The organism is Psychrosphaera ytuae (assembly GCF_017638545.1).
Classification (GTDB): Bacteria; Pseudomonadota; Gammaproteobacteria; order Enterobacterales; family Alteromonadaceae; genus Psychrosphaera; species Psychrosphaera ytuae.
The window spans coordinates 2,919,103-2,942,342 of the sequence record NZ_CP072110.1; the positions used below are offsets into that span (position 1 = coordinate 2,919,103).

19 protein-coding genes are annotated in these 23,240 nt (G+C 42.8%); 13 read left to right on the forward strand and 6 right to left on the reverse strand.

Going from position 1 to position 23,240, the window contains the following annotated elements:
* Positions 1–41 precede the first annotated feature (41 nt).
* Entirely contained in the window at positions 42–1,619 is a 1,578-nt protein-coding gene (gene lysS, locus J1N51_RS12895; protein WP_208831660.1) for a lysine--tRNA ligase, read from the forward strand.
* Positions 1,620–1,788: 169 nt separating this feature from the next.
* Positions 1,789–2,391, forward strand: a complete 603-nt coding sequence (locus J1N51_RS12900; protein ID WP_208831661.1) for an SOUL family heme-binding protein — start codon at positions 1,789–1,791, stop codon at positions 2,389–2,391.
* Position 2,392: 1 nt separating this feature from the next.
* On the opposite strand, the gene J1N51_RS12905 is transcribed toward J1N51_RS12900, so the two are convergent.
* Positions 2,393–2,953 carry a thioredoxin family protein gene (locus tag J1N51_RS12905; protein ID WP_208831662.1) on the reverse strand — a complete coding sequence of 187 codons (561 nt, stop codon included), beginning with the start codon at positions 2,951–2,953 and terminating at the stop codon, positions 2,393–2,395.
* On the opposite strand from J1N51_RS12905, the gene J1N51_RS12910 reads away from it, so the two are divergent.
* Together J1N51_RS12910 and J1N51_RS12915 are read left to right on the forward strand one after the other, a co-directional pair.
* Complete coding sequence (locus J1N51_RS12910; protein ID WP_208831663.1) at positions 2,952–3,323, forward strand: rhodanese-like domain-containing protein; 372 nt, start codon at positions 2,952–2,954, stop codon at positions 3,321–3,323. The genes J1N51_RS12905 and J1N51_RS12910 overlap by 2 nt on opposite strands.
* 111 nt (positions 3,324–3,434) lie before the next feature.
* Positions 3,435–4,691, forward strand: a complete 1,257-nt coding sequence (locus J1N51_RS12915) for a L,D-transpeptidase family protein (protein ID WP_208831664.1) — start codon at positions 3,435–3,437, stop codon at positions 4,689–4,691.
* A gap of 17 nt (positions 4,692–4,708) precedes the next feature.
* Here J1N51_RS12915 and J1N51_RS12920 read toward each other — a convergent pair whose 3' ends face one another.
* From J1N51_RS12920 to mtnN, 3 genes are read right to left on the reverse strand one after another with little or no spacing between them, the layout of a single operon-like run.
* The gene (locus J1N51_RS12920) at positions 4,709–5,155 is read right to left on the reverse strand and encodes a rhodanese-like domain-containing protein (protein WP_208831665.1); all 447 of its coding nucleotides are present in this window, start codon (positions 5,153–5,155) and stop codon (positions 4,709–4,711) included.
* A gap of 32 nt (positions 5,156–5,187) precedes the next feature.
* On the reverse strand, positions 5,188–6,141 hold the full coding sequence (locus tag J1N51_RS12925) for a cobalamin biosynthesis protein (RefSeq protein WP_208831666.1): 954 nt from the start codon (positions 6,139–6,141) through the stop codon (positions 5,188–5,190).
* Between the two features lie 3 nt (positions 6,142–6,144).
* A complete protein-coding gene (gene mtnN, locus J1N51_RS12930; protein ID WP_208831667.1) occupies positions 6,145–6,843 on the reverse strand; it encodes a 5'-methylthioadenosine/S-adenosylhomocysteine nucleosidase in 699 nt (232 codons plus the stop codon).
* A gap of 336 nt (positions 6,844–7,179) precedes the next feature.
* On the opposite strand from mtnN, the gene J1N51_RS12935 reads away from it, so the two are divergent.
* The 6 genes from J1N51_RS12935 (at position 7,180) to J1N51_RS12960 (ending at position 17,038) form a co-directional block, all read left to right on the forward strand.
* Positions 7,180–7,788, forward strand: a complete 609-nt coding sequence (locus tag J1N51_RS12935; RefSeq protein WP_208831668.1) for a DUF2726 domain-containing protein — start codon at positions 7,180–7,182, stop codon at positions 7,786–7,788.
* A gap of 1,031 nt (positions 7,789–8,819) precedes the next feature.
* Positions 8,820–10,364 carry a CYTH domain-containing protein gene (locus J1N51_RS12940; protein WP_208831669.1) on the forward strand — a complete coding sequence of 515 codons (1,545 nt, stop codon included), beginning with the start codon at positions 8,820–8,822 and terminating at the stop codon, positions 10,362–10,364.
* A 1-nt stretch (position 10,365) separates the two neighbouring features.
* Positions 10,366–13,278, forward strand: coding sequence for a bifunctional [glutamate--ammonia ligase]-adenylyl-L-tyrosine phosphorylase/[glutamate--ammonia-ligase] adenylyltransferase (glnE, locus tag J1N51_RS12945; protein WP_208831670.1), 2,913 nt, complete (start codon positions 10,366–10,368; stop codon positions 13,276–13,278).
* A 114-nt stretch (positions 13,279–13,392) separates the two neighbouring features.
* A complete protein-coding gene (locus tag J1N51_RS12950) occupies positions 13,393–13,875 on the forward strand; it encodes a YajQ family cyclic di-GMP-binding protein (protein WP_208831671.1) in 483 nt (160 codons plus the stop codon).
* A 121-nt stretch (positions 13,876–13,996) separates the two neighbouring features.
* On the forward strand, positions 13,997–14,953 hold the full coding sequence (locus tag J1N51_RS12955; protein WP_208831672.1) for a hypothetical protein: 957 nt from the start codon (positions 13,997–13,999) through the stop codon (positions 14,951–14,953).
* A gap of 219 nt (positions 14,954–15,172) precedes the next feature.
* Positions 15,173–17,038, forward strand: coding sequence for a hypothetical protein (locus J1N51_RS12960; RefSeq protein ID WP_208831673.1), 1,866 nt, complete (start codon positions 15,173–15,175; stop codon positions 17,036–17,038).
* Between the two features lie 78 nt (positions 17,039–17,116).
* Here J1N51_RS12960 and J1N51_RS12965 read toward each other — a convergent pair whose 3' ends face one another.
* Positions 17,117–18,769: a M10 family metallopeptidase C-terminal domain-containing protein gene (locus J1N51_RS12965; RefSeq protein WP_208831674.1), complete on the reverse strand. Its 1,653-nt coding sequence runs from the start codon at positions 18,767–18,769 to the stop codon at positions 17,117–17,119.
* 214 nt (positions 18,770–18,983) lie between these two features.
* Between J1N51_RS12965 and J1N51_RS12970 the strand changes: the two genes are divergently transcribed.
* Together J1N51_RS12970 and J1N51_RS12975 are read left to right on the forward strand one after the other, a co-directional pair.
* Positions 18,984–19,244, forward strand: a complete 261-nt coding sequence (locus tag J1N51_RS12970) for a hypothetical protein (RefSeq protein WP_208831675.1) — start codon at positions 18,984–18,986, stop codon at positions 19,242–19,244.
* 67 nt (positions 19,245–19,311) lie between these two features.
* A complete protein-coding gene (locus J1N51_RS12975) occupies positions 19,312–20,442 on the forward strand; it encodes an esterase-like activity of phytase family protein (protein WP_208831676.1) in 1,131 nt (376 codons plus the stop codon).
* 65 nt (positions 20,443–20,507) lie between these two features.
* Here J1N51_RS12975 and luxS read toward each other — a convergent pair whose 3' ends face one another.
* Positions 20,508–21,017 (reverse strand): S-ribosylhomocysteine lyase, encoded by a 510-nt coding sequence (gene luxS, locus J1N51_RS12980; protein ID WP_208831677.1) that lies wholly within the window; start codon positions 21,015–21,017, stop codon positions 20,508–20,510.
* A 289-nt stretch (positions 21,018–21,306) separates the two neighbouring features.
* Here luxS and dnaK point away from each other — a divergent pair, with 289 nt between their 5' ends.
* Positions 21,307–23,232 (forward strand): molecular chaperone DnaK, encoded by a 1,926-nt coding sequence (dnaK, locus tag J1N51_RS12985; RefSeq protein ID WP_208831678.1) that lies wholly within the window; start codon positions 21,307–21,309, stop codon positions 23,230–23,232.
* Positions 23,233–23,240 lie beyond the last annotated feature (8 nt).

Genomic DNA, 23,240 nt, shown 5'->3' on the forward strand with positions numbered 1-23,240 from the left:
GAACAACAAACAACCTTAACGAAAAGTAACTGAGAACATCAATGACTGAACAACATCAAGATGCGAATAAGCTGATTGCAGAACGTCGTAGCAAATTGGAAAAGATCCGCGAAAACTGCTCTGCAAATGCGCACCCAAACACGTTTCGTCGCGAACATTACAGCGATGACCTGCAACAAGAGTTTGGTGAATTTGATAAAGAAAAGTTGATCGAGATGGATACCCAAGTATCTATCGCTGGTCGTATTATGGCAAAACGTGGTCCATTCATGTTGTTACAAGACATGAAAGGTCGCATTCAAGCTTATGCGTCAAAAGATGTTCAAAAACAAATTAAAGAAAAATATGGTGTACTAGACATTGGTGACATCATCGGTGTATCTGGCCCACTGCACAAATCTGGTAAAGGCGACCTTTACGTAGACATGCAAAACTACGAGTTGTTGACTAAGTCACTTCGTCCATTACCAGAGAAGTTCCACGGTTTAACAGACCAAGAAGCTAAGTACCGTCAGCGTTATGTGGACTTGATCACAAACCAAGAGACGCGAAAAACCTTTATGGTACGTTCAAAAATCGTTGAGGGCATCCGTCGTTTCTTAGCGGAACGTGACTTCATGGAAGTTGAAACTCCAATGCTACAGGTTATCCCAGGTGGTGCATCAGCGCGTCCATTTATCACTCATCACAATGCGATGAGCCGTGATATGTACTTGCGTATTGCTCCTGAGCTTTACCTTAAGCGCCTAGTTGTTGGCGGCTTTGAGCGTGTATTCGAAATCAACCGCAACTTCCGCAACGAGGGTTTATCTACGCGTCACAACCCAGAATTCACTATGATCGAATTCTACCAAGCATACGCTGACTACAAAGATCTAATGGACTTAACTGAAGAAATGTTACGTACATTGGCAAATGACGTTTTAGGTTCACCAATTGTAATTAACACGGTTAAAGACTCAGACGGCAACGTAGTAGAGACAAAAGAGTATGACTTTGGTCAGCCGTTCACGCGCTTGAGCATGTCTGATGCAGTACTTAAATACTATCCAGCAGCGTCTGAAAACCCTGAATGGAAAGCGGCAATCCAAGATCCAGAAAACAACTTAGAGACACTTAAAGTGATCGCTAAAGCGCTTCACATCAAAGAGCCTGAAGTTGAAGGCATTTGGGGTGCAGGTAAGTACTTATGTGAAATCTTCGAAGCGACAGCAGAAGAACAATTAGATCAGCCTACGTTCATCACGGCATACCCATGGGAAGTTTCACCTCTTGCGCGTCGTAATGACGAAAACCCATTCATTACGGATCGCTTCGAGTTCTTCGTAGGTGGCCGTGAGCTAGCAAATGGTTTCTCTGAGCTTAATGATGCTGACGACCAAGCTGAGCGCTTCCGCAAGCAAGTAGAAGAAAAAGACGCGGGGGATGACGAAGCAATGCACTTCGACGAAGATTACATCCAAGCACTTGAGTTTGGTTTACCACCAACGGCAGGTGAAGGTATAGGTATCGATCGTCTAGTGATGTTATTCACGGACTCACCAACAATTAAAGACGTTATTTTGTTCCCACACATGAAGCCTATCGCAACGGCTGAACAAGCAGAAGAGCAAGAATAATCCTATGTTCTTGCTGCTCAAAAAGCAGAATAGAAGTTAATATCGAAACGGGGCCTTAGGCTCCGTTTTTGTTTCTGCTTTTGGGCTAATTATGTTAAGGAAGTTTGAGTGATACATCTTGGACTTTGGTCCGTATTACATGGCAGCCTAACAAACGGAATTTTAAACCATGTGGAAATTCAAACACCTATTAAAACAACTCACCCTTATATCGTTCGTCACTTTTACCCTTACAGCATGCTCTGTGTTTGGTGATAATGGTGTTGAGAGCGCGCCTTACACCTTAATTAAAAGTGACAGTACTCTAAACATTGAGCTAAGAAACTACGATTCGATGATCTTAGTGTCGACCTCGATGCCTCCCGGTGAGCGCAATCGAGCATTCCGTCGTTTGTTTAATTATATTGCTGGCAATAACGACGGCCAGAAAGAAATCGCGATGACAGCGCCAGTTTTCATGGATCAAAAAAACACGACCAAGCCAAAACCTGCCATGTCGTTTGTTATGCCCGCGAGCTTTGATTTTGAAAATACACCAAAACCAACTGATCCTAATGTTTGGTTAGAAAAGGTAGAAGATTACAAGGTCGCAGCAATTACCTTCAGTGGCACCTTAAGCGATAGTAACGTACAAGAACAGCAAGCACTGCTACAGCAGTGGATAACGGCAAATCAGCTCATCGCCAAAGGTCAGCCTATTATGGCAGCATACAACGGACCTTTGACGTTACCTATGTTTCGTAAAAATGAGCTATTGATTAGGGTTGAATAGCTTAATTAGCCGCCTCTTGAGAAGAGGCGAGCTGACTGATGTCATTGGCCCAGTTTGTTTTAGGGAACTCTAAAAAACGACCAAGCTCCTCATTATTTTTATAAATAATGACCGTCGGTGTGCGCTTGATATTATATTTCAATGCTTGACCTTCAGGGTCAGATTTGGCCGTATCAAGCGCATAAAATGACGCACTGATATTGTTATTATTTGCGCGTTTAAACAACTCTATCAGACGTGGAACCTCTCGAACACTGTCGTGACACCACTCCCCAAAAAATACTTTTACTTCGATTGGCTCGGCAATCGTTCGCAGTTGAGTAATTTCTGTTTCGGTATAGTTATAATCGTCTTTATGGTGACTAAAGGATTCAAATTGGGCCAAAATCTCAGGTCCAGTGATAGCACCTACGTGAAACTCACGACTGCTAGAGTCAGAAAATGCATTGGCAAAACAGCCACTAAGGGTTATTGTCAGCAATAATAAAAAAGTCGTTTTTTTGTGTTTAAACATCATTAACTCATAATTTAATTGTTTGATATTAGTGTAAGGGCAAGACATGCAACATGCACCTGGTTTTTTGGACATAGTTAACGAAGCAAAGACACGTGTGTCTGAAATTGATGCCGATACTTTGGAATCTTGGATTACTCAAAACAAATCGTTTGTATTGATAGATGTCAGAGAGCAGAGTGAGTTTGCAGATGGTGCAATAGCCAAAGCGATTCATATAAGTAAAGGGGTTATTGAGCGGGACATCGAAAAGACTATTTTTGATAAATCAGTGCCGTTAGTGCTGTATTGCAGTGGTGGTTTTAGGTCGGTATTAGCGGCAGACAATATTCAAAAAATGGGCTACAGTGCAGTATGGTCTTTGACCGGTGGTTCTAAAAATTGGCTGACCACGGGACGTGAGTTTAGCCAAAAGTAGTATGTTGAATTTGCAACGACACAGGTGAACCATCAGGCAGTAAAAGGTAAACATGTCATGGCGTTTGAGTTGTCGCAAAATAGTTGTAACAAGGTAAAAAGAAGATTAGGGATGATAAACAAAACAGACTCAGATTTTATCAAGCGTGTAATATCGATTAATTGCTTGATACTGTTACTAGCCACAATATTCTCAGCCTCTGCTCAGGCCGCAAAAACTTATGTCACTACAGGCGATGTCGATGTTTACGATGCACCCAATGGTGAAATAATAGCGACGTGGCCAAGCCATACGCTATTTACATCCAACAAAGAAGACACAGCCTGGATCAGAGTGTCAGGTCATTTTCCAGAAGGTGAATGGCAATCTATTTTTCCTATGTGGTACGTCAAAGCTGACAGTGATATTCAGGTTAGGACGACAGAGTCCGTAAAAGCCCCCGCCACTGTGTATTACAAGTCTCTTCCCGAAAATACCCCTACCGCTAGAGCTTATAAACTATTAGAGTCGGCTGATGTATTTGATGAGGCTGGTAATTTAATCACCACTTGGTCTGTAGGTGTTACCTTCACCAGTGCTTATGAAAATGACCAACGAGTTAAAGTAACAGGGACATTCCCCGACGGCTCGTGGCAAAAATTAGACTCACCGGTTTGGTTAAATAAACCTGTACGGATGCAAGATCGAAGTCAGCCTAAATTAATAAGTCGAACAGAAGACACAAGACGGTTTGTGGTCATAGATAAAAATGTATTTAGTATGACCCTGTTTGAGCAATCTGAAACCGGAATCCAGGCACTTATGACCTCACCTGTGGCTCTGGGCTATGACCGCTGTTTACCTGCATCACAAGGCGGTAAATGTTATTACACCCCAGAGGGTGAATTCGATATCGAATTTAAGCTGTTTGATACCGATGGGATTCGTTGGTGTATCCCTAAAAAAATGGAAGGGGAGTTCGCCGATAAAATTGCCAAAGGTCAGCGTTGCTGGCGCGGCATTATGGGTAATCATGCATTGCACTTTGGAAATTCATTGTTTTTACACGGGACTTCAAATCCAAATTCCATTGGCAGTAAAACAACTCACGGTTGTGTCAGGATGCGTAATGAAGATATAGAAATGGTATATCGATTATTAGCTGAGGGTGACAAAGTCATAGTTACGTCACAGTTTAATGACGTGCTCGCTAGGCTTTACGCGGAGTACGATGGGCGACTTGACGCAGATACTCCTTTGCAGACTTTTCCAGAGAGTGGAACAGAACAGGAACTACTCGGTGCCGACGAGCAACCCGTCATTACCCAGAGTATTTCGTTAATAAAGACGTCGTCTCATATAAAAAACCAGACTGTGGAGTTGCCATAGTCTGGTTTATTAACAATTTAGAAGCCTTCTGGCTGGCTCGTACCTCTTACTAAAGGCAACTCTTTTTCCTTCCAGCCGATCATGTCACCCTCAAGGTGACGCAAATTAGTGATGCCATTTTGTAATAAAGTGGCTTCTGCTTCAGCGGCGCGTTTACCACTTCTACAGTGTACAACGATTGGCTTACTGATACCTTTTAACTTGTCGATTTGGTCTGCAATGTCACGATGAGAAATGTTAGCAGCGCCTTCGATGTGACCTATGGCAAACTCACCCAATGTTCTGACATCTAATACGAAGTAGTCTCCACGATTAGCAAGTAACTCTTCTGGACTGATCTTGGCGACTTCAGCTTCTGTTTTTTTAACTGAGTTGCCCGCTACACTCGTACTACTAAACACACTTAGTAGCAAAGCAAAAAACACCACCAAAACCCCGCCTAAATGATGTGTTGATTTAGTCATTTTGTACTCTCCGGTTTTTATAATTAACTGTTTTATTTAGGTATCACGTTTGCTAACAACCAAAATAGACTTAATAAGCATACGCTAAAAATCACAAATCGGTGCTGCCAATGTCGCAGTGCGCTTATCGCTGTTTGATCGGGTGCTGCACCTGCTTTTAGTCGAATTCTAGCGACTTTTTCACCATCGAACATAACCGGGCCTGCCATTTCAATCTTACACCCTGCCGCTACTAAACTGAGCCACAACAACTCGGTAAAGGACTGCTGATGCGGCCAATGTGCTCTGTTAGCAAGACTGACCTTTAACCAGCCTGGGCTTGATTTAAACACTGAAAACAAAGGCAATAAGATAAGGGTAAATGGCAGTTCAAACCAGGTTTTGAACTTGTGAGGTAACGCCCCGAACGCATTATATTTAGGGTTTAACACAGGCCAAGCATTAACCGCAGTGATGACAATGGCATAAACAAAGCTAGCTAGTCCACCGACTAACAAAAACAATACAACCGGCATTAACCAGTAACTCAGCCAGGCCATGATATTGACTTCTAATGTGTTTTTTATAATGCCCAGTGGTGATAGCTTTGAAACGTCAATACTCGAAAGCTCTGCGAGCAGTGATCTGGCCATACTTTTTTGCTGGCCGGATAAGGCGTCTTCAATGTCCTTACTTTGATTAGAAACAGCATGAAAGCCCATACTTAAATAAAGTAATACAGATTCGGTGACGAGATCATAAGGCATAACAAAGAGTAACGCCCAAACCAAGGTGCCTATCAGAACAATATAGGTCAACAGAGCTAGAAAGCCGGCAATAGTCCGCTGGTGATCAGTAGAGTCGCTTTTATTAACCTTAGTAGCGAGTGCATCGGCGATGACGCGACACAAAGCGAGAGGGGAATATCGAGTAGGTAAGGGCATTACCCACTCGATCAAAATGACAACAGCCGCAGCGGCTAACAGCGGCGCTTGCGACAAATCCACGACTTATGCCGCGAGCTTCTCAAGAAGCTTCATCAGCAATGCCGATGAGTTCTTCGAAGCAACTTCAAGATATTGATCAAAGCTCATTGGTGACTCTTGACCCGCAATGTCAGACAAAGAGCGAATAACTAAAAATGGCGTATTCATTTGGTAACAAGCTTGAGCAATAGCAGCACCTTCCATCTCTACTGCTAACATGTCTGGGAATTGCTGACGAGTTGCTTCAATACGCTGAGGGTCACACATAAAACTATCGCCCGTTGCAATAAGACCCACTTTACAGGTGATGTCCGTCATATCACTGATTAAATCTGTGACAGCTTCAACTAGTTTTTCGTCTGCTTTAAAACGGGCTGGCATATTTGGCACTTGGCCAAATTCATAATTAAACGCCGTAACATCAACATCGTGGTGAACCAATTCATCACCTACCGCAATATCACCCACTTTAAGGTCCGGATCAAAACCACCGGCTGAACCAGTATTAATGACATAGTCAGGGTTAAAATTGTTGATTAATAAAGTGGTCGCCACCGTCGAAGCTACTTTACCAATACCCGATTGAACCAAAACAACATCGGTTCCTTTCAATTTGCCAGAATAGTATTCGTAGTTGGCAATTTTTGTCGTCTCTAAGTTTTCAATGTTGTCTTTTAAAATGGCAACTTCTTGTTCCATCGCACCGATGATAGCAATCGTCATAATGAGTCTCTGTATTAATACAACCAAACGTTAGCGTGTGATGTTTGGTATCAAATTGAAATTGATTGAAATTATAATGGACGACCTAAACAATGGCTAATCTTAAATTGGTCGTTCCAACGCTAGGCGATAAAGCGCTACGACAAAATCAATAAATATTCCCGGGCTATTGAACTTTTTACCTCTTTAAAAAATAGATTGGCACACTCCCTGCTACACACTTCCTGTAATAAAAGACCAAAGATAAGTTTTTGACAGCGACTTTGGTTTTTAATTCAAAACCGTAAACCGGTGCACAAGTTAGAAACATTAGATAACACAGTCTTGGAGACAAATATGGAATGGGTATTAGTATTGTTGGTAGGTCTAGTTGTTACCATTGCCTTGGTTGCGAGTCATTTTATTGACACGAGCAACCCTTATCCTTTCAAAAAGAAAAGTCAGCTGTTCACCAACGTCGAACGCGGCTTTTTAGCACTGCTCGATAGAGCCGTCGGCAACGACTATCGCATTGTTAACCGAGTGCGTTTGCAAGACATTATAGAAACCAAAGACAGTATCAAAGGCCGTGCTAAACGCTCAGCGATGATCAAAGCTTCTAACAAGGTAATCGATTATGTTTTGTGTGACCCTGCAACATACCGAATCATTGCCGCAGTAGATCTAGTTAATCAAGCTGAGGGCGGGCACAAATCAAAACAAGATTGGTTTGTTACTGGTGCCTTAGAAGCCGCAGGTATTCCACATATTCGTATTAAAGTAAAAGCGGGTTACAAGGTTGAAGAAATTCGCAATGGCATTTTGTATAAAATCGGCAAGAAAGAACGTGCTTATCCGCCTGAGCCGATCATTAAGGGCAATATTCCTCGTCGTCCAGTTGGCGCACTTTCAGCTGGCCAGGTTAAAGCGCAGCTTGGTGGTTTAGGTATCGCGAAAGCGTCTTAGCTCTACATTTACAGAGTCTGAGAATGGGCTGACCATTGGGTGGCCTTTATCTCGGCCGCGCAAGTACGTCCGTGTAATGCTCCCAGCCGCACATCCCTGTGCGGCAACGCCTCGTAAACGCTCACCCAATACTCATCCTTTACATTCAGCGTCGTCGGCGCGAAACACGCTGTAAGTTCAGAGAATGGGCTGACCATTGGGTGGCCTTTATCTCGGCCGCGCAAGTACGTCCGTGTAATGCTCCCAGCCGCACATCCCTGTGCGGCAACGCCTCGTAAACGCTCACCCAATACTCATCCCTAACATTCAGCGTCGTCGGCGCGAAACACGCTGTAAGTTCAGAGAATGGGCTGACCATTGGGTGGCTTATGTGCAGTTGCGAGCTCCTAACCTGGGTACCTTAACCCTTGACCTCTTCAAGCACATCCCTGTGACGCTTACGGCCAAACATCCTGTTTGGGCTATCAAGGGTTAAGGTACCCAACTCAGGATCTGCAATTCACACTTTGGTGTTAACCGCCTGTAGCTGGCACTGCAGAAGTTCCTATTTGAAATAAGCACTGGCCATATCGACGATTCTGAGTTTAAGGGATGAGTATGAGTAGTTGCTTTTCGAGGTAGTCCACGCATGGATGCGTGGCCGTAAGCATTACAGGGATGTACTTGCGCGGCCGAGGAAAGCCAACTACTCATGCTTAGCCCATTCTCTGAACTTACAGCGTGTTTCGCGCCGACAACGCTGAATATTAGGGATGAGTATGAGTGGTTGCTTTTCGAGGAAGTCCACGCATGGATGCGTGGCCGTAAGCATTACAGGGATGTACTTGCGCGGCCGAGGAAAGCCAACTACTCATGCTTAGCCCATTCTCTATGCAGGAGTTAGGAGAAGGGCCACTCTTGCTTAGCCCATTCTCTGAGCTCAAGTTAAGAGGATTAGGCAAACGACAACCCCCAAAAATACCCAATTAACATTGATTTCTGAGCCGAGTGCGGTAACCTAAAATCTCATAATCCTAACACCTAAAAAATGAATGGAAATCGAGCTCAAATTTCTTCTCCAACCGGATTTAGTCACTAAATTCACATCCCTAATCGACAACGCACCGTTTGATATCTCAGCGCCAAACGTTCGTCACCTTCGCAATGGTTACTTTGATACCGACCAAAAAGCACTTCGCCAATTTGATATTGGTTTGCGAATTCGCAGTTGCGAACTGGCCACAGGCGAAAAGTCTGCCGAGCAAACCGTTAAGCTTGCTGGTCAAGACGTCGGTGGTTTGCACCAACGCCCAGAATTTAATGTCGACTTGCCAGTGCCTACCAATATGGTTGCTGATTTGTCTTTGTATGAACCAGAAATTTGGCCAGCGGGTTTTGATGTAGACGAAATCCAACAACAGCTGATGTTACTGTTTGAAACCGATTTTCAACGCACCACTTGGCATGTTTCTATGCCTTCTGGAACCGTGATCGAATGTGTTTTGGATCAGGGCGCAGTAAAAGCAAACGGGCAAGAAACCATTATCAGTGAAGTAGAGCTTGAGTTAGTTTCGGGTGAGGTCAAAGAGCTGTTTGCATTTGCTCAATACATAGCTTCTAAAGTGGATGTTCGTTTGGGCTTTTTGAGCAAAGCGGCGCGCGGTTATCATTTGCTCGCAGGAAAGTCTCTGAGTTGCGTTGATTTAAACAAGGTTAACGTCAAAGCCGATGACGCGGTCGAAACCGCATTCGTGAAGTCTCTTACGGCAGCACTCAAATTTGTCCAACACAACGAACAAGTATTTTGTGCTTCCATGAGTCCAAAGAGCTTGCGAAAAGTACTAGATGGTTGGTCGTTGATCATTCATGTCATGCAATTGTTTGCAGATTTGATCCCAACTGCTCAAGCGAAAGCCTTAGCCAAAGGCTTTAAAATGGTCAGAAAGCAACACAAGTGGGCTGACTCTTATTATCAAATCAATCAATTGACCAGCAGAAAGAGTCCATTCAAAAAAGACATCGACAACAGTGAGTTTTTGACGTCACTAGTGGCGCAAGAGCAGTGGCCAGAGCATAAGCTTATGCGTGCTGTGGGCTTTTTTAGTAGCCGTGAATACAACCAACTTATTCTTAATTTTATTCAATGGCTAAGTGGCAAAGCGTGGCGCAATGAGTTGAGCTTAGAGCAACTTACTGTGTTGTCTCAGCCTATTTATGTTCATACTCAGTCTTGGTTAGATGCGTCGTGGCACAATTTAAAAGCGGTTCTTGCTGCTTACAAATTAGAGCCAGACCAAGAAAACTTAGAAGCAATCTATTGGCCATTGGTCGAAAGCCTGTTGACGGGGATTGTTGCAAGTAATGTATTTGGCGATGAAGCTGAATCGGTGACAAACGCTCAGATGGACTTATTAATGGGTTGTGAAGAATACATTTTACTTTCAAGGCTGGAGTCATTGTTAGTCGAACACCAGGAAAACCACCAAGTCACGCCTGAAAATGACTACCTCGGCTGGTTAAATGCCAAACAGAGTAGCCTCAATATGGCCATCGTTGCGACCGTTGGTAATGTCTCACAATTAAAGCCGTATTGGTAAAATGAACCACAGTAGCGTCGAACGATTAAAACCACTTGGGCAGGCTCGTTTTAAAGCTTGTTTAGAAAAGCATGCGCCTGAATTTGGCGCTACGGTTAGTTCTTCAATAGCGGTTGAGCATGTGTTAGCGATGAGCGACTTTGTGTACCGTACGTGTGAGCGTTACCCAAAGATATTTTCTGACTTGGTTACGCGTTTTGAGTGTTTTTCTTGTGCGGAAGAAAAGAGCGAGGCTGGTGGACAAATTGAGCTCCCTCAATGGTCTTTACCAGAGTCGGATTGGTTGGCAATGACAGAAGTCGAAGCGTTAAAGTCGTTAAGAGAGCATCGACATCACGTGATGACGGTATTGGCTTCTGTGCATTTTCTAAAAATCTGGACCATTGACGAAGTGATGGCTGAGTTATCCGAATTAGCCGACGGTTTTTATTATTTGGCTAGGCAGTGGTCGGAAGCACAGCTTGCTCCTCGGTTTGGTAGGGCTTTGGACAAAGAAGGTCAACCGGTGCCTCTGATAGCTCTGGGTATGGGTAAACTCGGTGGCCACGAACTTAATTTTTCTTCTGATATAGACCTCATTTTTTGTTATCCAAGTAAGGGGACTACCCAAGGTGGACGCCGCGATGAGGACTTTCAAGCGTATTTCACCAAGCTTGCCCAAAAGATCATCTTTTTACTCGACAACAAAACCGCCGATGGTCAAGTCTTTCGAGTGGATATGCGGTTACGACCGTTTGGTGATAGTGGCCCATTAGTAAGTAGTTTTAGCGCTTTAGAAGATTACTATCAAGAACAAGGTCGTGATTGGGAGCGCTACGCGTTGCTGAAGGCTAGGCCGCTTTATGATGCTCATCGTGCAAGTGCCAATGAACTTGGACATCAAGTTGCTCTGACCGAATTACTGAGGCCTTTTGTGTTTCGCCGTTATATTGATTTTAGTGTCATTGAATCACTGCGAAAGATGAAGCAACAAATTCGTCAAGAGGTGACCCGTCGGCAGTTAACACATAATATTAAGTTAGGTGAAGGGGGCATTCGAGAAGCCGAATTTATAATTCAAGCGATGCAAATGCTTCGAGGTGGCAAAGAGCCTCAGTTGCAAATGTCGAGTTTCTTAAAAGTGTTACCTGAGTTGGTTCATTTGAGTGTGTTTAGTGAGAATGAAGGCAAAAAGATAGCGCAGGCGTATCGTTTTTTAAGGGATGTTGAGCAGCTATTACAAGCCTTTGACGATCAGCAAACCCAAACTCTTCCCGACGAATATCAAGGTGCGGAGCCGGGCTTAAATAGAGAACGACTATTGGCGTTTTATCATTGCCAAACTTGGACCGAGCTTTTAGCAAAAGTCGACCAAGAGTGTCAGTGTATCCATCAGATCTTTAGAGATGTGATTGGAGATGATCCCGACGCCGAGCAAAAACGCGAAGACGCGACGTTTTCAAAATGGCAACGCATTTGGTTGAGTAAATCCATCGAACAAGCAATGGCCGTGCTTGAGCAAGAGGTTGCAGACGCTCATCTCAGCTTGTTATTTGATCACAAAACGGATTTATTAAAATCAGTGATCAGCAGTAAGGGTCGAGATAAATTGGATTTAATCGTACCTCTGTTGATGGCTGAAGCTGAGCGACAAAACTGTGATTCTACTAATTTATCGAGTCTGTTGATGATCGTTAAGCGTCTAGCCAGTCGCACAACTTATCTGTCGCTGTTAATTGAAAACCCAGGCGCACTGACACAGCTGGTTAAATTAGTATCTCGCTGTCATTTTATCGGTCAGCAGTTGACCGCGTTTCCGATGCTGTTGGATCAGTTAATTGACCCCAAATTATTGTACGCAAAACCAAAAGAAGCAGATTATAGAACGGATTTACGCCGTAACCTCTTACGTGTAGCTCCGGATGATTTAGAGTTACAAATGGAAATGTTGCGCCAGTTTAAGTTGTCTTCTCAGCTCATCGTTGCCGCATGCGATACAGAAGGAGTGATTGATTTAGCGACCGAAAGTAACTTGTTAACAGCTTTGGCCGAGGCGATTCTCGACCAAGTCGTGAATATAGCATGGCGACAAATGGTTGAACGATATGGATACCCTGAAGGTGCAACCGATGATGACAAAAACTTTGCGGTGATTGGCTACGGAAAAATGGGCGGGTATGAGTTAGGTTATGGTTCAGATCTTGATATTGTCTTTGTTCATGGTTGTGCCAGTACTCAACCGACAGATGGCAATAAAGCCATTGATTCAAGACAGTTTTATCTAAAACTCGCACAAAGAATTTTGCATATCTTTACAACGCGTACCCCAACGGGAGTGTTGTACGAAATCGATACTCGACTAAGGCCGTCAGGGGCATCGGGTTTGATGGCCATCAATCTAGATACTTTTGCAGACTATCAACAAAACGAAGCTTGGACATGGGAACATCAAGCTTTGGTTCGGGCTCGAGTAGTGTTAGGGCAAGACTCTTTGGTATCTAAATTCGATCAAATTCGAGAGCACATAGTGACAACTAAACGAGAGCCTGAGAGCTTGATGAAAGACATTAGTGATATGCGTCACAAAATGTTCGATAACTTAGCAAAAGAATCTGCCACTTTGTTTGACCTCAAACAATCACGAGGCGGCATTGCAGATATTGAGTTTATTACTCAATACTTGGTTTTAAGGTATAGCTGTGACTATCCTGATTTGAGCGAGTTTTCTGATAACAAACGGTTGTTAAAAGTGGCAGAACACCATCAATTATTGGCAGAGTCAGAAGCTGACACACTTTGGGCTGCATATGAGACTTATCGAGACCTTGTTCATGATGCATCTTTAAACTTGCAACCAACCCAAGTTGAACGAGACTTAGTTGACGCTCATGCCTCAAAGGTAATGCAAATTTGGTCACGATTAGGACTTACTTAATAATGACAACTCTTTATAACTTAATCAGGTAAACTTTATACCAACAACCCATGACACAGCTGCACAGATTCCAGTATAATTATCAGCAGATTAAAGAACAAAAGAGATAAAACTATGCCTTCTTTCGACATTGTTTCAGAAGTAAATTTAGAAGAAATGCGCAACGCCACTGAAAACTCAACACGTGAGTTAAGCACGCGATACGACTTTCGTGGTGTCGATGCCAGCTTTGAGTGGAAGTCTCCAGTTGTTAAAGTAAAAGCAGAAGGGGATTATCAAACTAGCCAGCTTATAGATATTTTGCGCAAACAATTGGTTAAGCGAAATATCGACCCTCAAGCGATGGAAATTTCAGCACCTGATTTTTCGGGTAAGGTTTGCACTCAAGAAGTTAAAATCAAAGAAGGCATTGAAAAAGACGTTGCTAAAAAGCTGGTTAAGATCATCAAAGACAGTAAGTTAAAAGTTCAAGTGGCCATTCAAGGTGAAGAACTTCGCGTTACGGGTAAAAAGCGTGATGACTTACAAGCTGTTATGCAATTAGTACGTCAAAGCGAGTTAGGCCAGCCATTCCAATTCAAAAACTTCAAGGATTAAGTTCAAGGTACCTTAGCTACTTTACTAAAGGCCGCGTTTAACTTTTATACGTAACATTGGACAATTGTGAGTTTGGCCACTACTTTTTTTAGAACTTCTAACATAAGGAAAAGGAGAAGGAATGAACAAGTTTTTAGTAGTGTTGTTTTTACTCACCATTAGTACCAACGTTTTTTCTGCTCGTCCACCGGGTGGAGTTAATCAGCAGGTTAATATTTATTCGCGAGCTGATATGTGCATCGACTGCAGTGAGGCCAAGGCAGAAGCCTTTGTTTTATCTTTGGTACCAAGCTATGCCGTCACTGATAGCAAACATTTTATATACGTTGTCGACCCTATTCGCGATACGAAGATACGCTACGAAATTGAAGCGGTTCGTAACAGCAAAGGTATTATCGATGTAGAACCAATGACTAGTCATGAACAAAGACTTTTCGAACCTCTGATGTCTTATGCACGTAGTGTTGTGGATTTGAAACAGAAGATAGCCCAGACAAATGCTGACTCGATAGCCAACTCAGAGCTTTGTGACTCGTCACTTGATACATATTCAAACAAGAGTTGTGGCAAGGCTATTATGGATGACCTAAAAAATGAAGCAAGAATTCGTAATTTATTTAATTTTAATCGACAAAATTACTCAGTTACAATTGGTGCAGACAGCAAGGTTATAAATGGCTCAATAACTTTAAGTGGACAAGGTAATGATGGTATTTTACGTGTCGCATATATGTGGTCTGATGGCAGTATCTCAGTATACAAAGTCAAAGATGGAGAAATAATAGAGCTTGATACTGAGTTGTCAAAGAGCGCGACAGGTGAAACATTAAAAAGAATAATTGCAGACTTAGATGCAGAAAAATTTGCTCAACGTGGGATTAGAGGACACGAACTAGCTGACCATGTGGATCTTTGGTCAGGACACGCAGGAATGTTCTGTGATTTATTACCCAGCTATAAGTTTGTGCAAATGGAAGTTCTGGAGTGTCGCAGTAAGGTTACACCTTCAGGGTTAAAAATAGAGTGCAGAAAAGTTGGAACAACAAATAGCCCGACGGTCGCTTTTAGTTGTAGATAGTTAGACGCCTAAAACCTCAATAGCTTACTTTTCAAAAAATTTAAAGACGGTTTAGACCCAAAAATGAATCAAGCCTCACACACTGTGAGGCTTTTTTGTATCTGATTTATTTATTAAATTTTGTACAAAGATATATCCCAAGTCGTTTCAATGTTTTAGACTCAATACTTAAGGGTAAAGGATTAATTTTTACGTTATACATGTTGTGAGGGTATAGAAATGGCATTTGATTTTGGTTCTAAAACATTGGGAATTAAGAACCCCTTTAAAGCGGAGGGGTTAGCAATTTCCATCGCAGGTTTGGCTATTTGTTTGATGGCCGTGCCTGAGTTTTTGAGCGTTAAAGATTTATTAGAACAGGACGCAGTACGTGCCTGGGCTGCGGCAATTACCGGCTTTATTTTGATGGCGATGGGGTTACGTCATTCAGGTTTAGGTCTGTTTCAGTTATTTAAATATTTTGTTGGACGAAGCGTACCTACGTCATTAGCTCCAAACTTAAATCCAAGTGAGCGCGAAAACGCCGCTCAAGAGCAATCCATCGTTAATTACAAAGCATCAGATCTAGAAAGTATGCTAATGGGTCGCAAAAACAGTACATTTGCTGAGCCTAAAGGTTGGCTAGCTCGTCTTGTTCATACGCTTATTCCTCGATTGTTATTTATGCCTCATCGATTGCGTAACGTAACCCAAGAAATGTTTGGTATGGTTGCGTCAGTTGTTACGACACTGGTTGCATTTGGTATTGCTTACTTCGTCGCATCATCTGGATTAGCGGGTGATGCAGGGGAGTTAATTACGCCGATTTTATCAATTGTTTTGTTATTGAGTCTGGTTATGAGTTGGCGTGGCGCGGCAAAACGCGCCAATCAGGTTAGTCAGCGTGGTGTTCGAAGCAAGTCAGCGGGTAACTTGGCGTTTTTGTTTAGCCTTGCCTTTGTGGTGCCAGTGTTAATTGGTTACGGTTATGCACAATTGGATAGTCGAGCACAGTCATCAATTCAAGGTGTTGCCGCTTATCTCAATGAGTTTAATGCGTTTGCCAATCTACTCTTGCTGTTTGTCGTTGCCTTAGTTGTATTGGGGTTGTTTTTGGTGCTGTTAGTTAACCGCCTGAAATTAGCAGCGACGACCACAGAAGTAAGTGAATACCGTGACAACCTGCAAGAGTCGGTACATCCTCGAGAGATTTTCATCAACATTGAAAATATTATCCTAGCGAACCGCCGCTATAAAGAAATCCCAAATCGTATCTATCAAGAGCTTGAGCCATCTTTAGAAGAACAATCTGAGGGTAAAGGTAACTTTAAGGGTCAATTGCTGATAGAAACACAGCCCGCGTTAAAAGAAATGAAATGGCCATCAAGCTTTAACTTGGTGCGATTAATCGCGACATATTTAGGTCAGGCATTAGTTGTGACTACGGCCGCCTTGTTTGTTTACCTGGTAGGCACTGGTTTGGATGTTTGGAGCTTTGTTAGTTCGACGATTAACACTCGCCAAACACCAGACATGATTGTTTGGAGTGAAGGTATAGCAAGTTTGTTGTTCGCATTTTTTGCTTGGCAGACATTGTCAGCAGGGTCGCGCATGTTGTCTTCTAGCGTTCATTTGTTTTGGGCCGAAATTCAATTTGATAGCCTACTCATGTGGATGAAAACAGAAGGCACTTACACTGAATCAAAGATCTCTACAGGCATGGGTATTCACGATAGTACTCGTAGCGAAAACACAGTGGTAAAAAGCTCGATTACCCCTTGGATCATCACGTCTCGGATCACCTCTTCAATTTATGCAACGAGCGGTAATAATAACTTAGAGTTGTCTCGAATTATTTTGGATATGAACAAAAATGATCAAGAGCTCGACGGTATCAAGGACGAGTTGTATCAGTTCTTAAGAGGCAGAGAATCTTTGGCGACCATTAATAACGATGCCGATATCAAAACAGCGACTGACTTTAATCAAGTAAACGTCGCTGCGAGAGCCCCTGAATTAGCAGTCAATAAACAATTGACGGAAGAAGTTAAATCACAAGATGAACAAGCGGCTTACAAGCGTTTGTCCGAAGAAGGCGCGAATTAATTATTATTCGCGCATAAAAAAAGCTCCACTCATCGCAAGGCGTTAACCTTGTAGATGAAAGTGGAGCTTGTTTTTAGGTTACAGTTGTAAATCTGATGCGTCTAAAGCTGCGCCATTTAAGTCAACTACTAAGTCCGCATTACCGTCACCATCGACATCGCCAAGTAATTTGCCGTTCACATAAACTAGCTCTCCTGCATTGCCGCTTAGTGAGGCATTGCCTGCAAAACTAAACGCAAAACCAGAACTTGCCAGGTTTATGGTGTCTTCACCTGTTGTGAAATCAGTAATAACATCACCTTGTTCGATTACATTAAGTACAAAGGTGTCAAAGCCATCTCCACCTGTGTAAGTGTCTGCACCTGCTTGTCCTTCAAGTACATCGTCACCGTCATTACCTATTAGTGTATTAGCAAACTCATTGCCTTTTAGGTAATCACGTTGATTAGAACCAATCGCATTTTCGATAATGGTACCGTACGCAATCGCAATGTTGTCATGACTGGTCACACCAAGTCCTGATACACCAGTTTCAAATGCCAAAAAGCCCTCATGTGCACCGGTTGTTAGGCCTTGCCAAAATGCGCTCGTACCCGGAGCTACATCGGCTAGTGTTGTAAGGCCGGCATCACGCATTAATTGGCGACGCGCATTGATTACATCTTCACTTGGAACTGCAGACGCACCAGAGCTGTACTCACCATCGTTCAAGTTTATGAAAACACTGGCGTTGGCACCTGACATATCAATTGTATCGTTACCACCTGCATCGTAGATTGTCACGATAGGGTATAGGTTTTGGCTAAAGTCATAGACAGCCTTACCAGCGGTAGAATTCCAACCGTAAACAGTATCATCAGCACGTGTCGTTAAGTCTGCACCATACGCAGTTTGAACCGCTAATATGTCGTGCACCATAGGTGTTTGAGGGTAGTTATAAAAACCTGTACTCCAGTCAACAATACCGCGAAGGAAAGGCTGGTTAGACGTTTCTTCATCACCCCAATAAGACATTAATGTGTACTGGTTACTATCTTGCGCGTATTCAGCTTGGTCAACATAGGTTGTCGCACCTGAACCATTGTAAGCTCCAGGGTGGCTTAAGCCTATTGCATGACCAATTTCATGAATCAAAGTAGTATTGCCATAACCACCAAAACTCAACCACGCATTACTCCAGTTAATCTCTGGCGTCGCGACAAAAATGTCACTGAAGAACTTCCAGCCTTTGGCATTGGTAAAGCTATATTCCGGGTAATATGCGTACGCTTGGCCTGGATCATAGCTGTTTGAAAATTGGATGTCTGCACCATTCGAACCACGTTCAATAAAGCCAGGTGCAATTAAGTCATCCCAAAGATCGATAGCTTCGCGAGCTGCGTCTTTTTGCGCATCAGAAAAGCCGCTTAGACCGTAACCCGCAGAAAAACCATAACGAGGGTTGTTGTATAAGCCAGTCAGCTTGTTACCTTTTGGAAAGTTGTACGTTATGTAACCGCCATTGGCAGCACTTAGATAGCCAGTCCAAATTTGTTGGACTACACGTGATAAGTCAGCAATCTCTTTGTCTCTAAAAATACCACCGGCAAATCTATCAATACTGAGTTCTTGAGGAGAGACCAATTGTTCTAGGTTTGCTGGAGTTACTTCCGATGCATCTTTAACACTTGCCGTAGCCGAGGCGCTGATTATAGCGGCCGCGACAGCGAGAGCTGTTTTATGTATATTCATGTTTATGTTTCCGTCTTTTTATAGTTTTTATTTCTTTTTTTGTTTTGGGTACTTGCTGTACCTAGTGTATAAAAAAGCGTCAAATTAAATGAAAGTCAAGTCTTGTGGTTCAAAAGTAGATTTCATTTCTACCTTTTGGTCCAAGAGTAAATAAATTTACCAATGTTTTAGTGGGTCGACATAAGTGGTCATTGAAGATGGTGGAAGGAGTGTTATGCAGTTTCAGATCGAACCAATGGATTGGCAAAAGCGCCGAACAGAAAAGGTAAAGCCACCACAGCCCTTAAGTGCAGAAATTCCGGATTTTAAATTCGAACAAGAAGCGCAATGTCAGGTGTACGTACTTTATGACGATGGCCAAACGCGATTGTTAAAGGGCCGAGTCTTGTTTAATGAAATTAAGCAACTTTGGCGAGTGAGTGCAATCGCAAACGGAGGCTGGAGCGTTTACATTAATGTTGTTCAGAGCAACTAAATCTATCAAAATACCCAAACTCGTGGCGTTGCTCATTCTCTTTTTTAATCGTTTTAAAAGGTCAAATATGAAATCCATGCTAGTGCTGGTGGTCAGTTCATTAATCTTGTTTCAAGTTCATGCAAGGGCGGCAGAGGCGTTGCCGACTTTGACGTTTTTGGACGAATATATTATTGATAAAACTTTTACCTACAAAAACACCAGTGTTGGTGGACTTTCTAGTATCGATTACCATCAAGGTATGTTGTATATGATCAGCGATCACGGTAACAACGATGCCTCTAGTGTTTTAGGTAAGCCAAGATTTTATACTGCAAAGTTAAAGCTCAAAAACGATCGTTTTGAATCAATTGAGTTTGACCGTGTTATTAATTTATTACCTGGCTCTATGTCTGCGTTAGGCATTGATCCAGAGAGTCTTAGAGTATTACCTAATCACGATAAAGTGATTTGGGCGAGCGAAGGCGATATTAAAAAAGGCATCAGCCCAGCTATTTATGAAGCTAAGCTAAACAATAAAAATACTAATTCAAACGCTCTTGAATCAAGGTTTTTATTACCTGATATGTTTCAAGTTAAAGCGGACTCTGGGCCTTATCACAATGCAGCGTTTGAGGGACTGAGTATTTCTCTTGATAACAAGGGGATATGGGTGGCGATGGAAGGGCCGCTAAAACAAGATGGTCACGAACCCACAACCCAACATGGCGCTTTGGTGCGTTTGTCTTATTTTGATTTAGCATCAGGCCGATTACAAAAGCAGTTTGCCTATAAAGTGGAGGCAATTTCTCCAGAGCCTCTAGCTTCAGAAAATGCCTTTAGAACGACAGGTGTCGTTGAGGTCATGCAATACGATCAAAACCGCTTTATGATTATTGAGCGCGCTTTTACCTCTGGTTTAGCAGACGGTGGAAATAGAGTTAAGTTATTTATGTTAGATGTAACACATGCGTCGGATGTAAAATACTTGAGTACTCTTAAGAACCAGCCTATCGCTCTTGCAAAGAAGCAGTTGTTGTTAGATATGGCAGACATACGAGAGTTGCTACCTTCAAAGCACATAGACAATATCGAAGGGATAACATTTGGTCCTGTATTAGACTCGGGTAAGCGCAGCTTGATACTCGTCTCAGATAACAACTTTAACGCTTACGGGGAACAGATCACTCAGTTGTTATTGTTTGAGCTAAGCCTATAAAAAGCCAATAAAAAAGGTGCCAACTCAATGGGCACCTTTTGTTAGGTTTAGATTTAATCTTTCAGTTATAGAGTTTTAAGAAACTCTTCGCTTAACTTAAGTTCATCGTTTAAGTTTACTTTAACGCCGCGGTCTGCAACATTCTTGGCGATTTCTTTCGCCTCTTCAAGGCTGTGCATTTCGTATGTACCACACTGGTACTCGTTTAACTCAGGGATTTCGTTTTGCGCTTGAACTTGTTGGACGTCGTTCATAGAAGCTAACCATGCATCAGCAACTTGCTGCTCGGTCGGCTCACCAATTAAGCTCATGTAAAAACCAGTACGACAACCCATAGGTGAAATGTCGATGATTTCTACTGATTCGCCATTTAAATGCTCGCGCATGAAGCCAGCGAATAAATGCTCTAGCGTGTGAATGCCGCGCTCAGACAAAATTTCGTCGTTAGGCACACAAAAGCGAAGGTCATAAACCGTGATGTTGTCACCCTTTGGCGTTTGCATCTTTTTAGCAACGCGTACAGCCGGTGCGTTCATTTTTGTATGGTCTACGGTAAAGCTATCTAATAAAGGCATAACTGTGTCCTAAATGTTGGTTGATTGTACGCTTGGGTCATTCCATGCGTGGTCAATAATGAGGGCATTATAGAGACGCCTAACAATTAAATCCAATAACAGCGGCTCAGAATCCCTGCAAAATAACGAAGAATTGGTTATTACTTATTCAAGAAAACAAAAACTCAAAAAAATTTCAGAAAAATGTAAAAAAATTTAACTTTTTGAGTTGAAAAGCCATCGAGTAACCCCACTAATAGTGCAACAAATATTTAAACCCTTTTATACAGATGTTTTCGGAGTGAATCTCATGGGTAAAATCATTGGTATCGACTTAGGTACAACAAACTCTTGTGTTGCAGTATTAGACGGTGACAAGCCTCGCGTAATCGAGAATGCAGAAGGCGATCGTACTACCCCTTCAATCATCGCTTATACCGATGAAGGTGAGACGCTAGTAGGTCAGCCGGCAAAACGTCAGGCGGTTACTAACCCAACTAACACATTATTCGCGATTAAGCGTTTGATCGGTCGTCGTTTTGAAGACAAAGAAGTTCAACGTGATATCGACATCATGCCATTCAAAATTGTTAAAGCTGACAATGGCGATGCATGGGTAGAAGCGAAAGGCCAAAAAATGGCGGCGCCTCAGGTTTCTGCTGAAGTTCTTAAGAAAATGAAGAAAACAGCGGAAGACTTCTTAGGTGAGCCAGTTACAGAAGCAGTAATTACTGTTCCTGCATACTTTAATGACTCACAACGTCAAGCAACTAAAGATGCTGGTCGTATCGCAGGTTTAGAAGTTAAGCGTATTATCAACGAACCAACAGCGGCTGCTCTTGCATACGGTGTAGGTAAAAAAGGCGGCGACAATGTTGTTGCAGTATACGACTTAGGTGGTGGTACATTCGATATCTCTATCATCGAAATCGATGAAGTTGATGGCGAGCAAACGTTTGAAGTATTAGCGACAAACGGTGACACTCACTTAGGTGGTGAAGACTTTGACAACCGTGTTATCAACTACTTAGTTGAAGAGTTCAACAAAGACCAAGGTGTTAACCTTAAGAACGACCCGCTAGCAATGCAGCGTGTTAAAGAAGCAGCTGAAAAAGCGAAGATCGAACTATCTTCAGCACAACAAACTGAAGTAAACCTTCCGTATGTTACTGCAGACGCTTCTGGTCCTAAGCACATGAACATCAAACTTACACGTGCTAAGTTAGAGTCTTTAGTTGAAGACATGGTTCAAGCGACATTAGAGCCAGTTAAGAAAGCATTACAAGACGCTGACTTATCAGTAAGCGATGTGAACGACATCATCCTAGTTGGTGGTCAAACACGTATGCCTATGGTTCAAAAAGCGGTTTCTGACTTCTTCGGTAAAGAAGCTCGTAAAGACGTAAACCCAGACGAAGCAGTTGCACTAGGTGCGGCGACACAGGCTGGTGTTTTATCAGGTGACGTTAAAGACGTACTTCTTCTAGACGTAACGCCTTTATCACTGGGTATCGAAACTATGGGTGGTGTGATGACTCCGGTTATCGAGAAGAACACAACTATCCCAACTAAGCAGTCTCAAACCTTCTCTACAGCAGAAGACAACCAGTCTGCGGTAACGATTCACGTACTACAAGGTGAGCGTAAGCAAGCGGCGAGCAACAAGTCTCTTGGTCAGTTCAACTTAGAAGGTATCCGTCCAGCGCAACGTGGTGTTCCACAAATCGAAGTTATCTTCGACGTTGACGCAAACGGTATCTTACACGTATCAGCGAAAGACAAAGATACTGGTAAAGAGCAGAAGATCACTATCCAAGCTTCTTCTGGTCTGTCTGATGACGAAATCGAAGCAATGGTACGCGATGCAGAAGCGAACGCAGAAGAAGATAAGAAGTTTGAAGAGCTAGCACAAGCTCGTAACCAAGCTGACGGTCTTGCGCACGCTACTGAGAAGCAGCTAGCTGAAGCAGGTGACGAAGTTCCTGCTGAAGACAAAGAAGCAATCGAAAAAGCGATTTCTGAGTTAAAAGACGCATCTAAGTCTGGTACAAAAGAAGAAATCGAAGCGAAACAACAAGCGCTTATGGAAGCTTCTCAAAAGCTAGTAGAAATTGCTCAAGCTAAAGCGGCAAGCCAGCAAGGTGCAGGTGATGCAGGTGCTGAACAAGCAACCAATGCTGCAGACGATGATGTAGTTGACGCTGAGTTCGAAGAAGTTAACGACGACAAAAAATAATCATCACT